We start from the raw sequence: 19,639 nt of genomic DNA on the forward strand, positions 1-19,639 counted from the left end.
GCGTGACGGGCCGCGGCCAGCCGCCATGAGGCGGCAAGGTCGCGGCCCGTCTGGAATCCGTGCGACTCAGGCCCGCTTGCCGGCCATGAGGTTACGCAACACGTATTGCAGGATGCCACCGTTGCGGTAGTAATCCGCCTCACCGGGGGTGTCGATGCGTACGGTCGCGTCGAACTCAATCTTGGTGCCGTCGCCCTTGGTGGCGGTCACGTGGACGGTGTGCGGGATTTCACCGGTGTTGAGCTGGTCGATGCCTTCGATGTCGAAGGTTTCTGTGCCGTTCAAGCCCAGTGATTCCGCGGATTCGCCTTCAGGGAACTGCAGCGGAAGCACACCCATGCCGATCAGGTTGGAGCGGTGGATGCGCTCGAAGCTGCGGGTGATGACCGCACGTACACCGAGCATGACCGTGCCCTTGGCAGCCCAGTCGCGGGACGAACCGGTGCCGTATTCCTTGCCGGCGAGCACGACGAGCGGCACGCCCGCCTTGCGGTAGTCGAGCGAGGCGTCGAAGATCGTGGACGGCTTGCCGGTCAGGAAATCATACGTGTATCCGCCGGGGGTGACCTCTTCGCCAACGGAGGCGAGCAGCTGGTTGCGCAGACGGATGTTACCGAAGGTGCCGCGCACCATGACCTCATGATTGCCGCGGCGGGAACCGTAGGAGTTGAAGTTCTTCGATTCGACGCCGTGCTCGACCAGGTATTTGCCTGCCGGGCTGGACGCCTTGAACGCACCTGCCGGGGAGATGTGGTCGGTGGTCACCGAATCGCCGAGCAACGCCAGCACGCGGGCGCCGTGGATATCCTCCACCGGGGCAGGCGTGGCGCCCATGCCGTCGAAGAAGGTCTGCCGACGCACATAGGTGGAATCAGGATCCCAGGAGAACAGTTCGCCCTTCGGCACGTCGAGACCCTGCCAGCGGGAATCGCCGTCGAAGACGCTCGCATAATCCTTGACGAACATCTCACGGGAGACGGTCTCGTCGACCACGCGCTGGACGTCCTCGTTGCTCGGCCAGATGTCGCGCAGGAACACGTCGTTGCCGTCCGCGTCCTGGCCCAGCGGCTGGGTTTCGAAGTCGAAGTCCATGGTGCCGGCGAGCGCGTAGGCAATTACCAGCGGCGGGGAGGCGAGGTAGTTCATCTTGACGTCCGGGCTGATGCGGCCTTCGAAGTTGCGGTTGCCGGACAGCACGGCGGTGACGGTCAGGTCGTTGTCGTTGATGGCCTTGGAGATTTCGGGCAGCAGAGGACCGGAGTTGCCGATGCAGGTGGCGCAACCGAAGCCGACGAGCTGGTAGCCCAGAGCGTCGAGGTCGTCCTGGAGGCCGGCTTTCTTGAGGTAGTCGGCCACGACTTGGGAGCCTGGGGCGAGGGAGGTCTTGACCCACGGCTTGGGCTTGAGGCCTTTGGCGTGGGCATTGCGTGCTATCAGGCCGGCGGCGATCATGACCGACGGGTTCGATGTGTTGGTGCAGCTGGTGATGGAGGCGATGGCGACATCGCCGTTCTTCACGTCGAAATCGCCACGGAAGTCGGTGCTCACCGGGATCGGTTGCTGCGCGGTCTTGTCGGTTTCGTACGCGGGCAGCGTGTCTTCGAAGGTCTTCTTCGCGGTGGCGAGGGTGATGCGGTCTTGCGGGCGCTTCGGGCCGGCGATGCTCGGCACAACGGAACCGAGGTCGAGTTCCATGTATTCCGAATACTGCGGTTCGACATACTGCGGGTCCTTGGTGTCGCCCCACAGGCGGTTCGCCTTCGCGTAGGCTTTGACGAGTTCGACCTGTTCCTCGCTGCGACCGGTCAGGCGCAGATAGTCGAGCGTCACGTCGTCAATCGGGAAGATACCGCAGGTGGAGCCGAATTCAGGGCTCATATTGCCGATGGTCGCACGGTTGGCGAGCGGAACGGAGGCGACGCCCTCACCGTAGAATTCAACGAACTTGCCGACCACGCCGTGCTTGCGGAGCATGTCGGTGATGGTGAGCACCACGTCGGTCGCGGTGACGCCTTCGGGGATGGAGCCGGTGAGCTTGAACCCGACCACGCGCGGCACGAGCATGGAGATGGGCTGGCCGAGCATCGCGGCTTCGGCTTCGATGCCGCCGACACCCCAGCCGAGCACGCCGAGGCCGTTGACGGTGGTGGTGTGCGAATCCGTGCCTACGCAGGAGTCGAGATAGGCGAGCTTGCGGCCGTCGCCAAGACCGGAATCCTTGCTCATGACGACTTTGGCGAGGTATTCGATGTTCACCTGGTGGATGATGCCGGTCCCCGGCGGCACCACGCGGAAGTTCCTGAACGCCTGCTGGCCCCAGCGCAGGAACTGGTAGCGTTCCCCGTTGCGCTGGTATTCGATATCCATGTTCTGCTGCAGCGCGTCGGCAACGCCGTACTTGTCAATCTGCACGGAGTGGTCGATGATCATGTCGGCGGGCACCTGCGGGTTGATGACCTCGGGGTCGCCGCCCAGCTCCTTGACCGCGTCACGCATGGTGGCCAGATCGACGATGCAGGGCACACCGGTGAAATCCTGCATGACGACACGCGACGGGGTGAACTGGATTTCATGGCTCGGCTCAGCCTGCGGATCCCAGTCGAGCAACGCCTTGACGTGCTCGTCGGTGATGTTCTTACCGTCGATGTTGCGCACGAGGTTCTCGACAAGCACCTTGAGCGAGTATGGCAGATGCTCGATACCGGGCAAATCCGCGATGTTGACGTAGTCGAATGTGGTGTCGCCCACGGTCAGCGTGGACAGTTGACTGTCTTTGAATGACATGCTACCTCCGAGCCGGCGAATGCCAGATGGTTGAATTCGGTATGGATGCCGATTGATGTTATTCCTGTATTGTATCGTGATGCTGTTTCAGCTCTGGCATGTCTGCCTATTATGTGAGACAATGCGCGCGAGCAGACGGCTTGCCAGCTGGCAGAGCACGAATATCGCAGCCGATGCGACCAGCGCGACGAGAAGCACAACCAGCGCGCTCCCCTGCGGCAGATGCAGCGCAAAGAAGTCGGCGACCGGCGGGATGCACAGGCCGATGACCCCTGCGGCCGCGAAGACCGCGACAAGAACCCCTCGCCAGGACGCCAGTGGCCTTGCCACAAGGGCGAGCACCAGCACTCCGAGCGTGAAGACGATCATCGCGCAGCAGGAACGTTGCAATGCGAGGTCCGCCGGTACAGACAGGTTCCATCCAAGCACGCCCGGCATCGCAGCTTCGGCAATCAGCACGGACAACCCCACCGCGATGCCGCCGGGCAACGCGAAACGCACGACACGCCCCAAAAATCCGGGGATGTAACGTCTCGTATTGGGGGCGAGCGCAAGGATGAACGCAGGCATGCCGATGGTCAGGGCGCCGATATAGGAGATGTGCCGCGGCAGGTACGGGAAAGGCATCGCCAGCAGGACGACGCCGAGGGAAATGAGCGCGGAGTAGACGGTTTTGGTCAGGAACAGGCTCGCGACCCGCTCCATATTGGCCATGACCTGGCGGCCACGTGCCACGACGTCAGGCAAATGGGAGAATTTCGAGTCGACCAGCACGAGTTCGGCGACCGCCTTCGTGGCGGGCGCGGCATTGCCCATCGCGACCCCGAGATCGGCTTCTTTGAGCGCCAACGTGTCGTTGACGCCGTCGCCGGTCATCGCGACCACATGCCGTGAGGCGTGCAGCGCCTTGACGATGGCCTGCTTTTGTTCAGGCAGCACGCGACCGACCACGTCAATGCCTTCCAGCGCGCGAGACAGTTCGTCGATATCTTGGGGCAGGTCGTGGGCGTCAACGGCTACCGGCTCACGCTCACCGGTCAGTTTCACCTTCGCGGCAATCGCACGCACGGTAGTCGGGTTGTCGCCGGAGATGACGCGGCAACGCACCCCTTGGTCGCGGAACCAGCGCAGGGTCGCCTCGGCGTCTTGTCTGATTCGTTCGCTGCACAGCAGCAGGGCGGCGGGCCGGGCATCAGACGGTAGAACTGGGTCGTCCACGAAAACGGATGGGGTCTGGCCTGGCACTTGACGGGCCCGGGCGATCAGGAGTACACGATAGCCTTGCGCCGCTTTGGATTGGACGCGTTGAAGCACCGGGGCGAACAATGCCTGCGTTGCTGACGCATCCCGCCCCACCTGCCGTGCGGCATCAACGAACCCGCGCGCGAGAACTTCCGGCGCACCCATAAGCCATACGCTGCCGTCGTCGCGCACGATAGCGCTCCACTTGCGGGCGGACGAGAAGGGTACGCGCGCGGCGACCGTCCCCTGGTGCACGCCTTGTGCGGCGAACAGCTCCATGGCCGCCCGGCCGGTGGCGTTCGGATTCTCCTCGTTGCACAGGTCGTAGGTGGCTTGCATGGCTTCGTCATGGCCCAGCCCTGCATGCCCCCAATCGTCGGATGTTGCGGGAATCAGTGCGTCAGCCTCGATGCCACCGTCGGTAATGGTCCCGGTCTTGTCCAGATTCAGGCAATCCACACGGGCAAGCGTTTCCACGGATTCGAGATCCTGTACGAGCGTGTTGTGCCGTGCCAGACGCATGGCTGCGATGGCGAAGTTGAGCGAAGTGAGCAATACCAAGCCTTCGGGAATCATGCCAACGACGCCGGCCACCGCCGAGACGACCGCCTGCCGCCATGCCCCGGTCGCGATCGCGTTGCCGAGCCCGCCGACCGTATGCAACTGGGACCAGATCAGCAGGATGCACAACGGCACCACCACGAAGGACATGACCCGCAGAATCGTATTGATACCGCGGCTCAGATCGGACAGATTGCGTTTGTAGACTTTCGCCTGCGCGGTGAGCCCCGCCGCATAGCTATGTTCCCCGACCGCCTCCACTTGGGCGAGCGCCATGCCGGAGACCGCGGTGGACCCGGAATAGATAGCATCGCCTTCTTTCTTGCGTACCGTCCGGGATTCGCCGGTGAGCATGGACTCGTCAAGCTCAAGCCCCCACGTGTGCAGAATCTTGGCATCGGCTGGCACCTGCTCCCCCGCGCGAATCCACACCAAGTCCCCCAGCACAATATCCACGGGAGCGACCTCGATATCCTTGCCGCCGCGGCGCACCAGCACCGGCGAGGCGACCAGGATCGACAGGCGGTCGAGCGTCACCTTCGCCCGCAATTCGGTGACGATGCCGATGCCGGTGTTGATGATAATGACCAGCCCGAACACCGCGTCCTTCCACGACCCGGTGAGCAGCACGACCACCATCGCGGTGAGGATAATCGCGTTGAACAGGGTGAACACGTTCGCGCGGATGATCGAGCCCACCGAGCGGGACGTACTCTCGTCCGTACGGTTGGTCTGGCCTTGTTCCACACGGGTCTGCACGGCGTCATCGTCAAGACCGTGCTCGTCCACATGCGGCATGCCCGCGCCGGCTATCTTCCCCTGGGTCACCGCCATACCGGCCTCCTTCGTTTCCGCCGGGCGCGCATCCCACGCCTCGGAACCACCGCGTTCATCCCACGATAGCAGCGCGACACGCCGCACATCACCAGTTCAGCTTCCGGAATGGGGCTCCACCGCAAACAGCGAGGCGATCACCTTGCACATCCCCCGCTGCGCACCGGTCAGCCCGGAACGCGGCGTCACACCCGAGAATCGTCTGGAAAAATCCATGCCGAGCTCCGCAGTCGGCACGCCAGCCGGCACCACGCCTTGCGAAACCAGCGACGTGCCGACCCCTGCGGCAAGACACGCGCAAATCGACGCATTACCGACGATCTCGACACGATGCGCCGGCTGGATTGCACGCTGAGAAAAGAACAAATCCGTGTAGTAACGCACACCCGACCTATGCTCACGCAGCAACCACACCGTCGCCGGGTTCTCAGGATCATGCGCATGCTCCCCCGCCAACACCAGCCGGTCATCACACAACGCGGCACGGATAATCCCTTCCGCAGACACCGGCTTCTCCACAATCCCCATCTGCGCCCGATGCAATTCCACCGCTTCGACAATCTCGTCGGAATTCGCGGTCATCACACGCATATCCACACGTTCCAGCGTGCCCTGCGCTCGCAACTCTTCGAGGATCCTCGGCAGCAGCGCCACCGCCGCGGTGTTCGACATCATGAGCAGGAACGGATCGCGCGCCTGCCCCGCCCGGCCGACATCCTCCTGCGTCTGCCGCCATTGCGCAAGAAGCTCCACAGCAGAACGGTAGAGCGTCTCCCCCGCGCGTGTCGCGGTCACATCGGCACGCGCATGCCGCTCGAACAGCGATGTCCCCAACCGTTGCTCCAGCTGCGCAATCCGCGCCGACACCGTCGACTGCGAGACACGCAGCTCATCAGCCGCAATCGAGAACTGCCCGGTCTCATACACCGCCACAAACGTCTCAAGCAAAGGGAACACACAGGTATTATCCCACTGAGCGCTACCCCATTGAATACTATCCCGTTGGATAAAGGAGCCGCATCCCGGAAAATCCGGAACACGGCTCCATCTCAATCAATGACGTCAATCAATGACGTCTAATTCGCACCATCGGCAGGCAAACACATCCTGCCGATGGATCACAACGCCCCGCACGCCTTGAGCAGCTTCTCGACCTCGGTGCCATGCACCTTCTTGAGCAGTTCACGCAGGGCGAGACGGTCCTTGAGCGGCAGGTCCATTTCGGTGAGTTTCTTGCCGTCGGCGAGTTTGACCGTCGCGGTCAGCAGGTCGCGCACGTCGAAGACGCTGCCCCATACTTCCGGCACGCCACGGTCGACATTGCACAGCGTGTACACCGCTTCCATGCCGGTGCGGATCGAATACTCCGTGGTGAACACGGTGTCGCGCGGCGTTTCGGCGTACTGGCCGACGAAAGCGAGATTCACGGAGCCGTCGGGCACGACCTTCGGCCGGTCCCCGTCGCGGCGCGGTTCGAAGAAGCTCGTCACATACGGCATCATCGCGGCGGTCGTATTGCATGCCTCGCTCGCCAACTGCTTGATTCTGTCCTGCGGGATGCCGATATGGTACAGCCATTCCTCACACAGCTCCTCGCCGGTGCATTGCGCCATCGGCTTCTTGACGAAATCGCCGTTGTCATGCCAGCAGTTGAGGCCGTACACCCAGATCAGGCAGTGGTCGGACGGCTGGTCGGGGAACTGGCCTTGCCGGTTGATGGTCCACGACAGCAGCCAGCTCGAATCCCTGGCGGTCACGATACCACCGGTCACGATCTTGCCGGACAGCGGGTCGCGGTGGCAGATCGCCTCGATTGCGTCGAGCACCTCCTTGTTGGACGTGTCGACCGTCCACGACTCCCAGCTGGTTTCCTCGATGTCCTTGAAGAACTTCTCAGGGTGCCCGAAATCCGGGGATTGGGCGGCGATCCTCTTCCACAGTTCGACCGACGGCCCTTCGCCGTTCTTGATGGACACGACCGGCGCATGCGTCTGGTCGCCGTACGCAGTGCAATCGCCCTGCGAGCCGTTGGTGACGAACACGAGGTCGTTGTCGGTCAGGTCGATGCTCTTGGCCTCGCCGCCCTGCGTGTATTCGATGCGGCGGGCCGCTTTGCGGCTGCGCGTCACCTCGCACACCACGTTGGTCACATTCGTGTCGTACAGCACCTTCGCCCCGGCATCCGTGATGTACTTGACCATCGGGCGGATCATGGAATCATACTGGTTGTAGCGGGTGAAACGCAGTGCGGACAAATCGGGCAATCCGTCGATGTGATGGATGTAACGCTGCATATAGCGCTTCATCTCGATGGCGCTGTGCCATTTCTCGAACGCGAACATCGTCTGCCAGTACACCCAGAAATTCGTCTTGTAGAAATCGTCGTCGAACACGTCATCGATGGTCTTGTCGGCGAGCTCTTCGTCCGTGGCCATGAACAGGTGCAGCAGCTCCTGCGTCGCCTTCGGGTTCATCCCGTACTTCTTGTCGGTGTGCGCGTCCTGACCTTGCTTCTCGGTGACGCGGCACAGGGAGAAGTTCGGGTCGTGCTTGTTGAGCTTGTAGTATTCGGAGAAAATCGTCTCTCCGGGGTTCTGGATGGACGGAATGGAACGGAACAGGTCCCACATGACCTCGAAATGGTTGTCCATCTCACGGCCGCCGCGCATGATGTAGCCGCGTGTCGCATCGTAGATGCCGTCACAGGAGCCACCGGCCACCGGCAGGGATTCGAAGACCGTGATATGGTCGCCGGGCATCTGGGCGTCGCGGATCAGGTAGCATGCCGCCGACAGACCGGCAAGACCGGACCCGACGATATACGCGTACTTGTCGTCGATGCCTTCAGGCTTCTCCGGGGTCGCGAAGGCTTCATAGTTTCCAGCCGAGTAGTACATGATGACTCCTTTGCCGTTATTTCGTCCGCCGGTCTCACAGCAGGCTTGGAGCCTTTGCAAAACCGGGCCTCAACGTCGAGGCGAACACCATTATAGGATCGGTTCGAGGGAAAAACCATCGACAATCGGCGGAAACATGTCCAATTGCATGGCCCCTTAGGACAGCACGTCACATAGGAATCGCGCGGGAATGCGTGTGCCACACATCCCGCGCTTCTCAATCAGAACAGCAGCTTCGCCGCAAAGAACGCGCCACCCGTCAGCAGAATCGAGGCGAGGAAGCTGGCGAGCACCGCCATACGGCCGCGGCTCGCAATCGCCTTGAAATCGACATTCATACCGAGGGCCGCCATCGCCATGCCAAGCACCAGATAGGCGGCTTTAACCAACACATCCGTGAACTGCGCGACAAACGGCAGGTGCGTGCCGGCGACCGATGCGATGAGGAAGCCGAGCATGAACCACGGAATCGGCACCTTGCGCGGGCCGTCACCAGGCTGGGCATGCCTGCGGGCCCACCATGCGCCGATGATCAGGGCCGCCGGGGCGAGCATTAGCACCCGGGAGAGTTTCATGATGATTGCCGCGTTCATGCCGGTGTCGCCCGCCGAACCGCCGACCGCGACCGCGTGTGCAATCTCATGGAGCGATGCGCCGCCCATCGTGCCGAATTGCGCGTCGGTCAACCCGAGGACCGGACGCAACGCGATTTCCATAAGCGCGAACACCGTGCCCATGATGGCGACGGTCGCCACCGCCATGACCTCGTCATCCCGTCCGCGCTGCTCCTCGCCCTTCGGCATGGTGATGGATCCGGACAGGCCCATGACCGCAGCGGCACCGCAAATGCCGGTCCCGCCTGCTGTGAGGATCGCGAGATGCTCGTCGACACCGAGTTTTCTGGCGATAACATACGTGACGGTGATGGTGAGCGTGACAATAATCGCCGCGATGACGATGGTTTTGACGCCGGTTGCGAACAGCACGTCGAGATTGAGTTTGAAGCCGAGCAGGATGATGCCCAGCCGCAGCAGCTTGTTGGCGATGAGCCCCGCTGCGCCGCCGATGCCTTGCGCATGCCGGGCGCCGGCCCCAGCGAACCATGCGCGCATCGGGATTTGCAGAAGCATGCCGATGATCAGTGCGATGATGAGTGCACCGAACAGGCTGAACGCCGGCAGACCGGCCAGCAAGGACCCGACGACGGATGCCGCGCAGGTCACGAGCGCGACAAGCAGCATATCGGTAGTGCAGATGGCTTTGAGGAATGTCTTGATTCTTGTCATGAAGCTATCTTGTCTGACAGCGACGTATCAATCAAATGCGTGTCTTCAATGTCTGGTATCGGATTTTCCGATACTATTGTGCGAGCCACACACCTCGCGACACTCAGACAGCGCTCCCCGCGCCCGCACCGTGCCACCGGTGCGAATCAGCTGATACGCATGGCGACGGGATGAGGATTGTCATTGATGATCAGCGACAGCGCGGCATCCAGCTTATACGTCGACAGACCGACATTGCGGTCACTATCTGCCGGATCAGTGCCCATACGCAGCACCGCCGCGTACAACGTGGTGTCCTGTGGCGGATTCTCTGGGTCAAGCAGGGCGACGGGCACTCCGGCATCGCGCGCAGAGCCCAAGGCATCAACCCAGGATTGCGAGGTCGCATCCGTCACATCGAGCGCATTGATGACAATCGCCGAAACCCGCTGCGACGCCCAATCCCGGACCGCCTGCTGCGCCGCCTGTGTCGCGTCGGCATTATCGGTCGTGGAAGCGAAGAACGCGCGTAATCCCGCCTTGTCAAGATTGTTCATGACCGTGGCATCGGACACCGGCGGATTGCCCAATGCACCGACCACACCGACCGTGACATCCTGCCGATCAATGCTGTCGTGCGCCACATTCTGCGTGTCGTCATGCGACGCTCCCACGGCGACGCCTTTCGGTGTGCAGCCTGCGAGCGCGACGCCCATCGCCATCGCGCAGATAGCGGCCATGCACGCCGCAGCGACCCTGTTCTTAGCCATACGGCCCATCCTAGCCGTTAGCCAGCAACGGAGGGGCGCAATTTATCGTTCTCGTTGATTTCACGCAGCACACAGATTCCGCCCGATATCCGCCGCACGGTCGTCAGCGCACGCTCCGACGCGACTCGCCCGATGTCACAGGCGGTCCCGGTAGCTGCACAGCTCGACCAGATTGCCATCTGGATCGCGCAGATACACACTCTCCATGTCACCTAGCGCGCCGTGACGAACAACAGGTCCCTCCTCGATGGGATACCTTTCCCTTCGATTTCGCGTTTCACGGAGCCGATATCACCGTCGACCACAAGGCACAATTCGAGGCTCCCGTAAGTCGGATGAGCAGCGACCGGCAGGAACTCCGCCTTCTTTGTATGGATGTTGAATTTCTGGTTCCCAAAACGTACGGCATACCTGCCGTTGCTCCGATCGCATGCCATACCAAGGATATCGACATAGAAATGAAGGCAGGAATCAAGGTTCCGCGTCGTAATGACCAGATGGTCAAGATTCTTGATGTGCATGGCTGACAACCTCCGAGCTTTGATATATCACATCGGTCTCACGCCAGGTGTTCATCGGCGAACCACCCACGTGTCCTGTTTGCGATCCTCACCAACGTGAGCATCACCGGAACCTCGGTCAGCACTCCCACCGTCGTCGCCAAAGCGGCCGGGCTGGTCGTCCCGAACAGCGCAACGGCAACCGCGACAGCGAGTTCGAAGAAGTTGGACGCGCCAATCATCCCGGCAGGCGCCGCCACATCGAACGGCAACTGGATGAGCTTGCCCTCCCCATAGGCGACGAAGAAAATCACGAATGTCTGGATGATCAACGGCACGGCAATCAGCACGATATGCAGCGGATTGCTCATGATGACCTTCGCCTGCGAGCTGAAGATAATCACCAGCGTCAGCAGCAGGCCAATCGTCGTGGCGTTGTCGAACTTATGGACGAACACCTGTTCCAGGTATTCCTTGCCGTTCTTTTTAGTGACCACGATACGGGTGATCACCCCCGCGGCGAGAGGAATCACCACGAACAGGAACACGCTGACGAACAGCGTGCTGTACGGAACGGACACGCTGGAGACGCCCAGCAGGAACTTCACAATCGGCACGAAGGCGAGCAGAATGATCAGATCATTCGTCGCCACCTGTACCACGGTATATGCGGGATTGCCGTTGACCAGCTTGCTCCAGACAAACACCATCGCCGTGCAAGGCGCCGCACCCAGAAGCACTGCCCCGGCGAGGTACTGCGTGGCGAGATCAGGCGCGATAATCCGGCGGAAAACCACGAACAGGAAGAACCACGCGAAGCCGTACATCGTGAACGGCTTGATCAGCCAGTTGACGATCCACGTGAGAAACAGACCCTTGGGGTTCTTTCCGACTTCCTTCACGCTTTGGAAATCCACTTTGATCATCATCGGATAGATCATGATCCAAATCAGAATCGCGATCGGGATGGAGATGCCGGAGATCTCCAACTTGCCAAGCGCATGCGGAACCGTCGGGATGAACGTGCCGATCAGGATGCCCGCAACCATGCACAGCAGCACCCAAATCGTCAAATACCGTTGGAAGAAGCTAATGTCGGTTTTCTTCTCTGCCATTGTCTTTCCTTTCCGAAGTCCCACTTCCCGTGAAACAGTTTCCAATGAAGCTGCCCGAAACACGGTGCCCGGCGGCTCACAGCCGAATACCCGGTTCCGGCAGACCGCGGTTATCGGCAGCCGCACGCTGCGCCGTCGCATCGATGGTCGCCGCCACAATCCAATGATTCGATGAAATCAGTAAACGCTTCGAGGGTCCTGCGATTGAGCGAGTAATAGCTCCACTTCCCATCTTTGCGGACACTGACCAGCCCGCAATCGCACAGGATTTTCATATGATGCGACAGGGTGGGCTGGGTGATGTTGAATTTTTCGAGCATCACGCAAGCGCATTGCTCACGGCCAGACAGCATCTGTACGATTTTCAGACGATTGGGTTCCCCTAGGGCTTTGCACAGCGAAGAAATCTGATCCGCGTCCATACCCGCCACCTAACATTGATGTTCATCTATATATGAGAGTACCACTCACATAGATAGGTGTCAATATGTCGTTTCCCCAGCTGGATATCACTGACGGAACTGCGGATGCAACGTATTGCCGAAATACTTCGTTTCCCACCAGACGGCTTGCTTATCGGTCATCGGTTCGTATTGCGACTTGACCAATGCTTCCGGGCAGTCGTGGTACAGGTCATCCGCCACCGTGAGAATCACCTGTCTCAGCTCCAAATCATCGACAAATGTGCGAGGAATTCCAGAAAAACCCACGGACGCCCCGACGATACTTCCCGTGACAGCACCGGTCGCATTGCTGTTTCCACTGTGGTTGACCGCCGCGTGAACGGCTTTCTGGAAATCATCCGGGTACCGCAGCGCACAATACACTGCAATGGCGAGCGTCTCCTCCGCGACCCAGCCTGAACCTAGCGTATGAATAGCGGCAAGGTCGTCTTCGTCTGCGTGATGCGCTGCCGCCAACGCCACTGCCCGCGACATGATTGCCCGAAACTCCCCCATATGCCGGCACTCCGGGAACAACTCCGGAATCGCCGTTATGGCATCGTCGACCGCCTGACCGATCCCCATTCCTTCATGCGTGATCTTGTCAATGATATGAACGAATGCCGCGGCAGGTATGCAACCCAGTTCATGCCCATGGGTCAATTCCGCGGTCTTCGCGCCAATCGTGTCAAGCAGGACATCACTGCGTAAGGATGCCTCCCGATACAGGCCTATCGGCGCTATCGGCAGCATTCCGCCACACCCCTTGCTGGTATTAATTGCGGGCTGCAAGGACCCAGGCTGCGAATCAATCAGTGCGCAAACGCATGTCTTTCCGGGCGATCTGACATTGAACATCTCCGGGACATCGATGAGCCACGAATAGTGGTACTGCCCATCCTGCAGCTGTGCAAAGGCAAGAATCTGAGTCTTCAGCCAATCCTGATAGCAACAGCGGGTATAGCCCTCATACGCTCCTTGGATTCCACAGATGATCCCGCGGGTGGCGCCATTCAGCAAACCTGTCGCAGTAAAGAGCATCATCTGCGTGCTGGCGGAAATTTGTGCAACCCCGCCCTTGAAATGGTACCGGGTGATTCCATGCGCCCCGTACACACGCGAAATCTGCGCTTCGGTCATGGTCTCAACGGGATATCCAAGGGCATCACCGGCAGCAAAGCCAATAAGACACCCGCGGTATTGGTTGATGTCCTTGAGAAAATCCCTGTTTGTTGCCATTTTCGCCATCACCCATCTCACCAGATTTCCGGAATGAAGCCTCTCTCACACCATACCCGGAATCGACTCGACCGTCGACTTGACTCGCGCCCAAAACGCTTGTCTCCATTGATAAGCGACTGGGACATTCATTCCGGTCAAGGGGACGACCGTGTTGATATGTATGGCGTTTTCACCTTTTACGAACAGTCACGGCGTTCAAATCTGAATGGTTTGAGCGGCGGATCCGCGGGACGGTTAGGGCAGGAGGATGGGATGTTTACGGACGACCGGTCCTCACCACACCGACTCGGGGAACGCCATACGGAATAGGAATCAGTTCTTGACAACAACGGGCATCAACGGGCCGAGCCGGGCTGCCGTCCATGGCAACATTGCAAAACCGTGGAATTCCAAGGATTCCCACTTCCTCGAAAGCCAGCGCCCCGCACCTCGAAGACCTGACATCGGCGCACCGACCACTCATCCGCTCAGATTCACGGACTGAACCGGAAATCACGCAACGAAATCACAACCAGTCCACGCCCGCACCCGCCGACGCCGAACCGTCAGCCGCGGAATCACCTCGAACCCCCGGAATTTCAATGGTCAAGGCACATCATCGCAATCCGCTGCCGTCAGACCTGTGGCTCCGGACACCAGAATCACGGCCCAAATCGGAAGACGAAACCCGAAAACCGATCCAGTCCGCATCAACACCGGTCGTGGTGCATCCCGCAACTCCAATCACACAACAAACCCGCGGAATACCAACAATCCGCCAACGCCTCGAAGGCTGGTCACCGACACACCAGCCACTCATCCGCTCAGATCCACCGACTGAGCTGGAAACCGCACAACGAAACCGGAATCAGTCCACCTCTACTTAGCAGCGCACACATGGAGTTCGAATCCGTCATGACGATCGACGTCGCCACGGGCGGGCGTTCCCTGCAGACCTCCCGTCCGTGCCATCGCCAAACTGGAACTTATCGACCCGGCTTCAACAACGAGTTCATACTCATTCGCACAGACCTTGATTATTCAAGTCCACACCTCGCATGGCGTATTCACACGGCACCCCGAAATCCCGAATGACTGGGAAACGCCCTGAAGTCAAGGGCATTCACCGTACGGATCTCACTCCCGCGTGAACAACACCTCCGTTTCCACATGGCTCGATTTCTTCTGATTGATGTCGGATTGGAGTGATACCATAAAAATACAGGGGGCAAACACACAAAAAGTGTCAGAGAAGGACAGGATGGTGTGTTATGCGGAAATATGATAAGGAATTCAAAGAAGAAGCGGTCAAGCTCACAGATGAAGTTGGAATCAAGCAGGCAGCCGCACAACTTGGTGTAGTCTATTATACGTTGTCAGAATGGCGTCAGAAACGCAAGGCGTACGGCGATCACACTTTTGTCGCCGACGAGATTTACCGCCTGCGCGAGGAAAAGCAAAAAGCACAGCTTGATAACGTCGGGCGGGATGAACTGAAAAAAACGCATCACCGATATGGGCGACTTCCTGCAGAAACAGCCAACTGCCATTACGGAATACGACGAGCTGCTTGTCCGGCGGCTGATTGAAAAAGTCACCATCTACGAGGATAAATTCATTGTGGAATTCAAATCCGATGTGACGGTTGATGTTAAAGAATAAGTAAAAAATAAAGCAAGGTACTCTACGAAAATTCAACGTAGGGTGCCTTGCTTGTTCTAATCATATCAACCTTTCTCTGAACGATACTTATGCTTAAGAGCATCAGTTACCGTTTCAATAATTGAAAATTCGAAATCTTTCTTTGACATTCCAATCGAAGACAAGAACTTCTTGTTTCCTTTGAAAGACTTCCATAATAGTGTCTTATCTTTTTCATCAAGATCTATCTTATACAAGAGATTGGAGAGAGAAACCATCAAAGATTTCTGCTTATCATCAATCTTCTTTTTACTGAAAGCTATGTATTCCTTCAGATCATCTTTGTCATATTTTGGCTGCAATCCAGTTATCGGATTAACCAGCAATTGAGTAGATGAATTCATCAGATTCACATAAGAACCCAATTCATATTGCTGTGCCTCCGGCATTAAGTTGTAGTCCAAGCCAAATGCTCTTGTTTTTTCGGTTGCACAATTGAGTTTTTGGCTTTCATCTTGAATGCGGTTTATACGTTCATTTATTTCTACAATAGCAAGTTCGTATGATTTAACATCACGCTTGCTGATGAGGGTAAAAATATCCTCAAGACGGTTCTGATCGCTTTTCCCTTTCCATAGCAGAAGACCGCTGCCCACAAGTGCAACTCCTGCAATCGCCCAACCGACAGGTCCGGCAAGAGCCAGCAATGCATTTCCGGTAGCCATTCCTCCACCACCGGCCGCAAGCGCACCTCCGCCCAACCAAGCTAATGCCGCATTGGTAGCTGCCGCGCCACTCAATGTAGATATAGCCGTTCCCGTTGAAGCAACACCGAACGTTGTCGCAATTCCCATTGCGGCAGTAGGGCCAAGGGCCGCAACTGCGACTCCGGCGCCTACACCAGCAGCACCTTTCCCAGCTTTTATTGCGGCGGCATTTTTGTAATCTGATTCGATCTTTTCTGCCTGCTGCTTCCAGTTCAGACGGATTTTTTTCAGTTTTTCATACTCTAATTGCTTCTCGCTTGGAACATTCCTAATATCGTCAAAGAGTTCTTGTATGGTGTTCAGTTCATCACAAAGCTGGCTTGAGTATGTACCCAACTCGCCAATTTTTTCATTCGTTTTCTTGATAGACGATTCTGTCTGCTCTTGGGCAAGTTTTAACCTCGATTTTTTCTTGCTCATTGTCTGTTGCCTCCAAAATATGAATCTATATCGGATTTTGTCCTAAGTATATTATTATCAGGGACCTTTCTGAGCTCTGCCAACCGGGCAGATTTCTGGAACGCCTGAACATACATATCACTGTTCTTAAAGTCATCAACAAAATCTACAAGATCCTTATCATTGTATAACTCAGATAATAATGAGAGTCCGCTCAGATAGTTTTCTACGATGGTCATTTCTCTTCTTGCAAACTGAGCTTCGGACTCAGCTTTTCGTATTACAATGGCCCGCTTTGCTTCGCCATACAATGAAATCGTGAAACGTCCCACTCCCACTATGTTAAGCTGAAGGAAAAATTCAGTCGCATTGAAGGTACCGCCTCCGGTTATGAACGCCCGTATGGTTGCATCGCCGAGATCCATCATGCAGAAGGTACCGTGCGCTACTGTAAGCATTCTTTTTACTGTGTGATTTGAGAACGGCTCACAAGCTTTCCACATAGCGGATGCCGAACGTTCTTCTTTCTCTGTTGTTACGAAATATTTTACCAATCGCCTTATCGCATATACCAACCTGACAATGATTTCATTGATAAAGACTGGAATGACCTGGGTCGTTTGAAAGCGGATGTCGTATCCTTCTTTGTATATGCTCAGAGCCAGCTCATTGATTGTGTTGTCAAACTGTGAAACGGGAATGTTCAGTTTTCTCTTTATTGCAATAATATCGTTCGTCCATGCCCAAAACGGAGAAGGTATTCCCATACCTCGACCTTTACTGCCGGATGATCCGGACATATCGGAAATCAAATGTCCAAACCAGTTGACGAACCCACAAAACAATTTTGCTGGAACACTATTGCCGCGAAGTTCAAATTTTCCATCAGCATCCTGTAAAGATATCAATTCTCCGCCGGAAACAAAGTGCGATTGATTTGTAAACTGATCTAATATCGAAAAGAACAAACCAAGCAAAGTAGGATTATGTCCAAGTGATTTGAAATGATGATTTGTAGGATTCAAGTCAAATATGCTACTGGCAGCATCACCGGCTCCGCGCTGATCATATGGGATTTTAAATTTCTTCTCAAGAAATCCAATTGCTGATGACAGTGGATCATCCCCTTTGCCATCCCATCCACACAGTTTAGCGAAATCAGTTGTCCGATTTGCAAACCACTTATCAGTAACATCGCCAAGCGGTGACTCTCCGGGTTTTCCAACCAGAAAAATATCGATGATACCACACAGAACTCCTGAACTTGCGGCCAACGCATAATCCAACTTATCGCAGTTCGGTCTGAGACTCTCAACTGACTTGATTGTCTCTTCCAGGCTCTGTATTTCAGTTCCCGCAGATATTAATGCAGTTTCGATGGAAGATGTAAGCTGAACCCATCGTCAGCAACACTCATTCCAAGAACGAATCGGTCTGTTCCTTCTGCGTGATTCATGCTGTTATACTCCCTCCTTTTCTTTTAGTTTGCGTTATATCCGAATGTCTGGTTGAACCTTATTTTTAGGTTATCAATCTCCTTGAGGGTAAAGCTGAGGAGGTCAATGGACCCGGCTTCTATCCTGTTCACACAACCCTATCAAATCCGAAAAACATCTAAATCGACCGCACACGAACCACTGACATCTAAACTGACCACACGCCAAACTATGACATCTAAATCGCTCTGTCGCGTTCAAAATCATGCCTTTGGACTTATTTCCACGGAGCAATAGTTTTGCGTTTTTCACGCATCACATTTTTGCTATCAAACCTCGAAAATCCCTTATATCAAGCCTTTTCCGTACACTCAGTCTTTTACCCTCGACATCAATACCACTGTCTCCACATGGTGGGTCATCGGGTAGATGTCGTAGGCGTGGATATCGGCGAGACGATAGCCGAGTTCGCCCACCATCGTCGCGGTATCACGGGCGAGGCTTGTCGGGTCGCACGCGATGTAGATAACCGATTTCGCGCCGCTTTCGGCGATTTGACGGCACACCGCGGCTCTTGCCCCCGCACGCGGCGGGTCCAGCACGACCACATCCGGCTGAGCCAGGTCACTGGGGACGTGCTGCAGCGTGCGGCGGACATCGCCCACCCGGGCGTCCACGGAACTGATTTGGCAGTGCCTCAAGTTGTATTGGGCGTTACGCACAGCGGTACGCCCGCCCTCAACGCTGAGCATGCGCGTACGCTCCGCGGCAAGCATGCTCAACGGCAGCGTGAACAGGCCCGAGCCTGAGTACAAGTCCCATAACACGGCCTGCTTGCGGCCGTCAAGCGCCTTGCGGACCAAATCCATCACATGGTTGGCAAGCATCACCGGAGCCATGCGGTGTACCTGCCAGAAACCGTTGGCATCCACGCGATAGTCGAAGGTTCCGCCGGCAACGCTTACGGATTCGCGCAGATGCTTGGAACCGGAACGCAACTCGCCATTAACCAGTACCGCGTAATTGTTGCCGACCGCCTTGAGCAACGCCTGCGAATCGGCATGCGTGGTATCTATGCCACGCGGTTCGGGCACTGACAGTCTGATTTGCGAACCAGGTTCAAAACCGCCGTCCCACACGTGTTCCTCGTTCGCGACCGCGAGCAATGCCCGCGAAGCGAGCGGCATGGTATCAATCGGAACCCGCACGTGCGAGCCACGCCGACGCATGGACGGCATGCCAACCTCGTCTGCGATCATCTCGATGCGCGTGCGCCAGTGCAACCCGCCAAGTTCCGCATCATCGTCGGCGCGCTCGACCGGCACCGGATCGCACTCCACATGGCCCATCCGGTGCATCTGGTCGGTGATGACCGCGGACTTCCACGCGAGCTGGCCGGGCAGACTCACATGCACCAAATCCGCTCCCCCGACACCACCGCCCTGCGCCAGCGGCCCGGCCAATGGCCACACGGGTTCGACACGGTCCGGGCTGGCCTCAATCACCTCCACGACCTCGCCCGTCCAGAACCGGTCGTCACGGTCGTACGGCTCGTCAAGCTCGATGCGCACGAGCTCACCGGGGAGCGCAAACCTGACGAAGACCACACGACCATCAATATGGCCGACGCAGCGTCCCTGATCGGCATACCGTTCGATGCGCACTTGTACCTGCATATTCCGTCACTTTCCTGCCTGCCAACGACCGGATGCTCACGCTCGCCGGCCCGTCAAGCGGCCCGGGCATCTGCATGCCGGCCGCAAC

The 19,639-nt window shown here is 57.5% G+C and carries 14 protein-coding genes; 1 reads left to right on the top strand and 13 read right to left on the bottom strand.

Going from position 1 to position 19,639, the window contains the following annotated elements; translation table 11 throughout:
* Positions 1-66: 66 nt before the first annotated feature.
* The 10 genes from acnA to K315_RS0105260 all read right to left on the bottom strand — a co-directional run bounded on the left by acnA (position 67) and on the right by K315_RS0105260 (position 13,650).
* Complete coding sequence (gene acnA / locus K315_RS0105215) at positions 67-2,784, bottom strand: aconitate hydratase AcnA (protein WP_029576502.1); 2,718 nt, start codon at positions 2,782-2,784, stop codon at positions 67-69.
* An 87-nt stretch (positions 2,785-2,871) separates the two neighbouring features.
* The gene (locus tag K315_RS0105220; protein ID WP_152571403.1) at positions 2,872-5,421 is read right to left on the bottom strand and encodes an HAD-IC family P-type ATPase; all 2,550 of its coding nucleotides are present in this window, start codon (positions 5,419-5,421) and stop codon (positions 2,872-2,874) included.
* A gap of 96 nt (positions 5,422-5,517) precedes the next feature.
* On the bottom strand, positions 5,518-6,378 hold the full coding sequence (locus tag K315_RS0105225; protein ID WP_029576504.1) for a LysR family transcriptional regulator: 861 nt from the start codon (positions 6,376-6,378) through the stop codon (positions 5,518-5,520).
* A gap of 161 nt (positions 6,379-6,539) precedes the next feature.
* Complete coding sequence (locus tag K315_RS0105230) at positions 6,540-8,318, bottom strand: oleate hydratase (protein ID WP_029576505.1); 1,779 nt, start codon at positions 8,316-8,318, stop codon at positions 6,540-6,542.
* 221 nt (positions 8,319-8,539) lie between these two features.
* Complete coding sequence (locus tag K315_RS0105235) at positions 8,540-9,604, bottom strand: YeiH family protein (RefSeq protein WP_029576506.1); 1,065 nt, start codon at positions 9,602-9,604, stop codon at positions 8,540-8,542.
* Positions 9,605-9,750: 146 nt separating this feature from the next.
* Complete coding sequence (locus K315_RS0105240) at positions 9,751-10,353, bottom strand: hypothetical protein (protein ID WP_029576507.1); 603 nt, start codon at positions 10,351-10,353, stop codon at positions 9,751-9,753.
* 212 nt (positions 10,354-10,565) lie between these two features.
* Positions 10,566-10,874 carry a VOC family protein gene (locus K315_RS09475; RefSeq protein ID WP_244874294.1) on the bottom strand — a complete coding sequence of 103 codons (309 nt, stop codon included), beginning with the start codon at positions 10,872-10,874 and terminating at the stop codon, positions 10,566-10,568.
* 38 nt (positions 10,875-10,912) lie between these two features.
* On the bottom strand, positions 10,913-11,968 hold the full coding sequence (gene arsB / locus K315_RS0105250) for an ACR3 family arsenite efflux transporter (RefSeq protein ID WP_029576508.1): 1,056 nt from the start codon (positions 11,966-11,968) through the stop codon (positions 10,913-10,915).
* 110 nt (positions 11,969-12,078) lie between these two features.
* On the bottom strand, positions 12,079-12,390 hold the full coding sequence (locus tag K315_RS0105255) for an ArsR/SmtB family transcription factor (protein WP_029576509.1): 312 nt from the start codon (positions 12,388-12,390) through the stop codon (positions 12,079-12,081).
* 87 nt (positions 12,391-12,477) lie between these two features.
* Positions 12,478-13,650, bottom strand: a complete 1,173-nt coding sequence (locus tag K315_RS0105260) for an ADP-ribosylglycohydrolase family protein (protein ID WP_029576510.1) — start codon at positions 13,648-13,650, stop codon at positions 12,478-12,480.
* 1,253 nt (positions 13,651-14,903) lie between these two features.
* Between K315_RS0105260 and K315_RS10570 the strand changes: the two genes are divergently transcribed.
* The gene (locus tag K315_RS10570; RefSeq protein ID WP_202962321.1) at positions 14,904-15,221 is read left to right on the top strand and encodes a transposase; all 318 of its coding nucleotides are present in this window, start codon (positions 14,904-14,906) and stop codon (positions 15,219-15,221) included.
* 138 nt (positions 15,222-15,359) lie between these two features.
* Here the strand turns inward: K315_RS10570 and K315_RS0105275 are convergent, their stop codons facing one another.
* The 3 genes from K315_RS0105275 to K315_RS0105285 all read right to left on the bottom strand — a co-directional run bounded on the left by K315_RS0105275 (position 15,360) and on the right by K315_RS0105285 (position 19,551).
* A complete protein-coding gene (locus tag K315_RS0105275; RefSeq protein ID WP_029576512.1) occupies positions 15,360-16,460 on the bottom strand; it encodes a hypothetical protein in 1,101 nt (366 codons plus the stop codon).
* Positions 16,457-17,713, bottom strand: a complete 1,257-nt coding sequence (locus K315_RS09480) for a hypothetical protein (RefSeq protein ID WP_202962322.1) — start codon at positions 17,711-17,713, stop codon at positions 16,457-16,459. Before K315_RS09480 ends, K315_RS0105275 begins: the two co-directional genes overlap by 4 nt.
* 533 nt (positions 17,714-18,246) lie before the next feature.
* Complete coding sequence (locus K315_RS0105285) at positions 18,247-19,551, bottom strand: class I SAM-dependent RNA methyltransferase (RefSeq protein ID WP_029576513.1); 1,305 nt, start codon at positions 19,549-19,551, stop codon at positions 18,247-18,249.
* Positions 19,552-19,639: the final 88 nt, after the last annotated feature.

The organism is Bifidobacterium thermacidophilum subsp. thermacidophilum DSM 15837, from assembly GCF_000426425.1.
In the GTDB taxonomy this organism is placed as follows: domain Bacteria; phylum Actinomycetota; class Actinomycetes; order Actinomycetales; family Bifidobacteriaceae; genus Bifidobacterium; species Bifidobacterium thermacidophilum.

What these genes read in the sequence shown, in the direction of transcription:
- acnA (WP_029576502.1), bottom strand. Translation starts at nt 2,784, where the DNA reads ATGTCATTCAAAGACAGTCAACTGTCCACGCTGACCGTGGGCGACACC.
- K315_RS0105220 (WP_152571403.1), bottom strand. Translation starts at nt 5,421, where the DNA reads ATGGCGGTGACCCAGGGGAAGATAGCCGGCGCGGGCATGCCGCATGTG.
- K315_RS0105230 (WP_029576505.1), bottom strand. Translation starts at nt 8,318, where the DNA reads ATGTACTACTCGGCTGGAAACTATGAAGCCTTCGCGACCCCGGAGAAG.
- K315_RS0105235 (WP_029576506.1), bottom strand. Translation starts at nt 9,604, where the DNA reads ATGACAAGAATCAAGACATTCCTCAAAGCCATCTGCACTACCGATATG.
- K315_RS0105240 (WP_029576507.1), bottom strand. Translation starts at nt 10,353, where the DNA reads ATGGCTAAGAACAGGGTCGCTGCGGCGTGCATGGCCGCTATCTGCGCG.
- K315_RS09475 (WP_244874294.1), bottom strand. Translation starts at nt 10,874, where the DNA reads ATGCACATCAAGAATCTTGACCATCTGGTCATTACGACGCGGAACCTT.
- arsB (WP_029576508.1), bottom strand. Translation starts at nt 11,968, where the DNA reads ATGGCAGAGAAGAAAACCGACATTAGCTTCTTCCAACGGTATTTGACG.
- K315_RS0105255 (WP_029576509.1), bottom strand. Translation starts at nt 12,390, where the DNA reads ATGGACGCGGATCAGATTTCTTCGCTGTGCAAAGCCCTAGGGGAACCC.
- K315_RS0105260 (WP_029576510.1), bottom strand. Translation starts at nt 13,650, where the DNA reads ATGGCAACAAACAGGGATTTTCTCAAGGACATCAACCAATACCGCGGG.
- K315_RS10570 (WP_202962321.1), top strand. Translation starts at nt 14,904, where the DNA reads ATGCGGAAATATGATAAGGAATTCAAAGAAGAAGCGGTCAAGCTCACA.
- K315_RS0105275 (WP_029576512.1), bottom strand. Translation starts at nt 16,460, where the DNA reads ATGAGCAAGAAAAAATCGAGGTTAAAACTTGCCCAAGAGCAGACAGAA.
- K315_RS0105285 (WP_029576513.1), bottom strand. Translation starts at nt 19,551, where the DNA reads ATGCAGGTACAAGTGCGCATCGAACGGTATGCCGATCAGGGACGCTGC.